The sequence below is a fragment of the Tepidimonas sp. genome (assembly GCF_036824975.1).
Lineage (GTDB): Bacteria > Pseudomonadota > Gammaproteobacteria > Burkholderiales > Burkholderiaceae_C > Tepidimonas.
In genome coordinates this window covers 1-4,146 of record NZ_DAISZC010000102.1, presented here as the reverse complement: position 1 = coordinate 4,146, position 4,146 = coordinate 1, and the positions used below count along the sequence as shown (strand labels likewise).

Annotated in this window: 3 protein-coding genes; 1 reads left to right on the top strand and 2 read right to left on the bottom strand. The window is 70.7% G+C overall.

The features are described from left to right. The coding region (locus V7Z54_RS09530) for a globin domain-containing protein (protein WP_334136140.1) at positions 1 to 1,133 on the top strand (1,133 nt) is incomplete at its 5' end. 62 nt (positions 1,134 to 1,195) lie between these two features. Here V7Z54_RS09530 and V7Z54_RS09525 read toward each other — a convergent pair. Both V7Z54_RS09525 and mnmA read right to left on the bottom strand, forming a co-directional pair. Then, positions 1,196 to 2,935: a SulP family inorganic anion transporter gene (locus V7Z54_RS09525; RefSeq protein WP_334136138.1), complete on the bottom strand. Its 1,740-nt coding sequence runs from the start codon at positions 2,933 to 2,935 to the stop codon at positions 1,196 to 1,198. Positions 2,936 to 3,004: 69 nt separating this feature from the next. Beyond that, positions 3,005 to 4,146 (bottom strand): tRNA 2-thiouridine(34) synthase MnmA (gene mnmA / locus V7Z54_RS09520; protein ID WP_334136137.1); only part of this gene is annotated, 1,142 nt, incomplete at its 5' end.

The following is a 4,146-nucleotide window of genomic DNA, read 5'->3' as shown; positions in this document are numbered from 1 at the left end:
CGACCCCCTATGAGGCCCTCGGCGGTGCCGACGGCGTGCAGCGCCTGGTGCAGCGCTTCTACGACCTGATGGACACGCTGCCCGAGGCCTGGGCCGCGCGCCGCATCCACCCCGACGACCTGCGTGGCGCGCGCCAGAGCCTGTTCGAATTTCTGTCGGGCTGGCTGGGCGGCCCCCCGCTGTACGAACAGAAAAAGGGCCATCCGCGCCTGCGCATGCGGCATCTGCCGTACGCCATTGGACCGGCCGAGCGCGACGCCTGGATGCTGTGCATGCGCACCGCGCTGACGGAACAGGTGGCCGACACCGGTCTGCGCGAGGCACTGCTGCAGGCCCTGGGCGCGCTGGCCGAGCACATGATCAATACACGCACCAGCGCCGCAGCCGCCACCGACGCGCGCACCCCGAGCGGCACAGCCGTCGATGCCCCCCTCGACCCCGACCGGCTACCGCTCATCGACGACGAGCTTGATGTGCTGGCCAGCCTGGTGCCGTTGGCGGGGACGCGGTTGATCGAGCTGGGCTGCGGGCCGGCGCGACTGGCGCGCACACTGGTGCAGCGCTACCCCGGCAGCCACGTGGTGGGGCTGGAGGTGGATGCGGTGCAGCACGCGCGCAACCTCGCGCAGCCGCAGGCGGGGCTGACGTTCGTCGCCGCCGGCGCCGAGGCCATCCCCTTTCCCGACGCCCACTTCGACGGCGCGCTGATGCTCAAAAGCCTGCACCACGTGCCGTTGGTCGCCATGGACGCAGCGCTGCAGGAGGTGGCGCGCGTGGTGCGACCCGGGGGCTGGCTGTACGTGAGCGAGCCCATCTATGGCGGCGCCCTCAACGAGATCGTGCGGCTCTACAACGACGAGGGTAAGGTGCGCGCCGCGGCCCAGGCAGCGCTGGATCGGGCCGTGGCGCGTGGCCACCCCTGGCAAGCGCTGGCCCAGCGGCGCTTCGCACAGCCAGTGCGTTACCGCGACTGGGCCGATTTTGCGCAGCGCATGCTGTACCCGACCTTCGCCGACCACCGCATCACGCCCGAACTGGCCGAGCGTGTGCGCGCCGCCTTCGAGCCGCACCTGGGGCCCGATGGCGCTACCTTCGTGCGCCCCATGCACGTGCGCCTGTTGCGCCGGGTGTGAGGGTCGGCAGTCAATGGCGGGAGTACATGCCGGGTTTCGGTGCCGGGCGGTGGGCCACGGCGTCAACGCGCCGCGTCACCGTCGTGCAGTAGCGCCTGCACCGCCTGGTGGTGCGTCAGGAACACCTGTCCGCTGAGGCGCTGCAGGAAGTCGCTGCGCCGCAGCCGGTCCATCACCGGCCCCTTGACCTCGCTCAAGTGCAGCCGCACCCCTGCGCGCTGCAGGCGTTCGTTGATTTGCTGCAGGCTCTGCAGCGCGCTGGCATCGATGTCGTTGACGGCCGCGCACTGCAGCACCACGTGACGCACCCCGGGGTGCGTAGCCAGCTCTTCGGCAACGCGCGCCTCCAGATAGCCCGCGTTGGCAAAAAACAGGCTCTCATCGACGCGCAGGCCCAGGATATGCGGATGCGTAACCACCGCGTGCCGCCGCACATTGCGGTAGTGCTCGGTGCCCGGCACGTTGCCCACCACCGCGATGTGCGGGCGGCTGCTGCGCGCGAGGTGCAGCGCCAGCGAGGCAATCACCCCCACCGTCAGCCCGGTCACCAGGTCGGTGGTCAGCGTCGCGACGAAGGTCAGCGCCTGCGCGGCAAAGTCGGAACGCGCGTAGCGCCAGTTGACGACGAAGCTGCGCCAGTCCATCAGCGTGCCCAGCGACACCCAGATGATGGCCGCCAGCACCGCCAACGGCAGGTCGTGCAGCCAACGTGTGAAGGCCAGCGCCACGACAGCCAGTAGCCCAGCGGCGATCAGCCCCACGGCGGGGGTGCGGCCCCCGCTGTCGGCCACCACGGCGGTGCGCCCAAAGCTGGCGCCCACCGCAAACGCGCCGCTAAGGCCCGCAGCCACATTGGCCGCCCCCATCGCGCGCATCTCGGCGTTGGCGTCCAGCGGCTCGCCGCGCCGTGCGGCCAAGTTCTGCGCCACCGAAATCTGCTCGATAAAGGTCATGACGGCAATCAGCAGCGCAGGCACCAGCAAGGCCTGCCACATCGTGGGGCCCACCTGCACCAGTGGCTGCAGCGACAGCGCGGGCAGACCGGCCGGAATGTCACCCACCACCGCCAGCCCCTGCTGTGCCCAGCCCAACGACCGCGTCAGCCCGATGGCCAGCGCCATCACCGCCAGCGGCGAGACTTTGGCCGCCAGCTCGGCCGCGGCAGCGGGCACGCCCAGTGCGCGCAGCGCGGCAGCCACCACGCGCCGCGCCCCCCACAGCAGCACCAGCGCCGCCGCGCCCACCGCCAGCGTCAGCGGGTGCAGCTGCGGCAGCGCGCCGGCCAGGCTCGCCGCAAATGCGCCCACGGTGTCGGTGCGCAGCGGCACCCCCAGCAGATGGGGCACTTGCCCCAGCCCAATCAGCACCCCGGCAGCGGTCATAAAACCGGCCAGCACCGGACGGCTCAGAAACGCCGCCATAAAGCCCATACGCAGCGCCCCCATCAGCAGCAGCGCCACCCCCACCATTACCGCCAGTACCGCACTGGCGGCAACAAATTCGGCGCTGCCCGCCGCCACCGACCCCACCGCACCCAGCGACATGATGGAGCGCAGCGCCGTCGGCCCGGGCCCCAGCACCGTGCTGCTGCACATCAGCGCATACACCACCATCGGCAGCATGCTGGCGTACAGGCCGGTGACCGGCGGCATGCCCGCCAACACCGCATACGCCAGCGCCTGGGGAATCAGCAACAGCGTCACCACCAGCGCCGCCGTGGTGTCGGCCAGCAGCTGGGCGCGTCCATACGTCCGCCCCCAGCGCAGGATCGGAAACCACTCGCTCCAGCGGCCCGGCGTCATCGTCGGTGGCCCTCCATCGTCAGGGCGCGGACCAACGCTGCGCCACCGCATCCACGGGGATGCGCCCGCTCACGACAGTGGGCGCCTCAGACGCGCCCCGACGCGGCGCCGCGCCGCGCGCGCCGAAGCCGGCAGCTGCAGCGCTGGCAGCGGCCGCTCGGTGGCGCTGGCGGACACAATCACGCCCCCCCCCAAACACACCTCGCCGTCGTACAGCACGGCGCTTTGTCCAGGCGTGACGGCCCACTGCGGCGCATCGAACGCCAGCTCGAAGCCTTGGGGCGTCAGCGCCAGCGCGCAGGCGGCGTCCGTCTGCCGGTAGCGCGTCTTGGCCGTATAGCGGCCCGGCATGGGGGGTGTGCCCGCGATCCAGCTCGCGTCCGCCGCCCGCAGACGCGGCGACTGCAGCCACGGGTGGTCGTGCCCCTGCACCGCCCACAGCGTATTGGTGGCCAGATCCTTGCGCGCCACGAACCACGGCGCGTGCTCGCCCGCACCCCGCCCCGCATCCCCGCCCTTGAGGCCCCCGATGCCCAGCCCCTGGCGTTGGCCCAGGGTGTAAAAGCTCAGGCCCACGTGGCGGCCAATCTGGCGCCCGTGCTCATCGACGATCGGCCCCGGCGTGCCGCTGAGGTAGCGCTGCAGAAACTCGCGAAACGGCCGCTCGCCGATGAAGCAAATGCCCGTCGAGTCCTTCTTGCGCGCGTTGGGCAGGCCGATGTCCGCGGCGAGGCGGCGCACCTCGCTCTTGTGCAAATGCCCCACCGGAAACAGCGTACGGCTGAGCTGCGCCTGCGTCAGCCGGTGCAGGAAGTAACTTTGGTCCTTGGTCGGATCGACGCCCTTGAGCAGTTCGAAACGCCCGTCGGCGGCGCTGGCGGTGGCCACGTCGCGCAGCTGCCCATCCGACGCCACGCAGCGCACGCGCGCGTAGTGCCCGGTGGCGATTTTGTCCGCCCCCTGCCGCATCGCATGGTCCAAGAACGCCTTGAACTTGATCTCGGCGTTGCACAGGATGTCGGGGTTTGGGGTGCGACCGGCCTCATACTCGCGCAAAAACTCGGCAAACACCCGGTCCTTGTACTCGGCAGCAAAGTTGACGTGCTCGATGTCGATGCCGATCACGTCGGCCACCGCGGCGGCGTCCAGCCAGTCCTGCCGGCTGGAGCAGTACGCGCTGTCGTCGTCATCCTCCCAGTTCTTCATGAAGA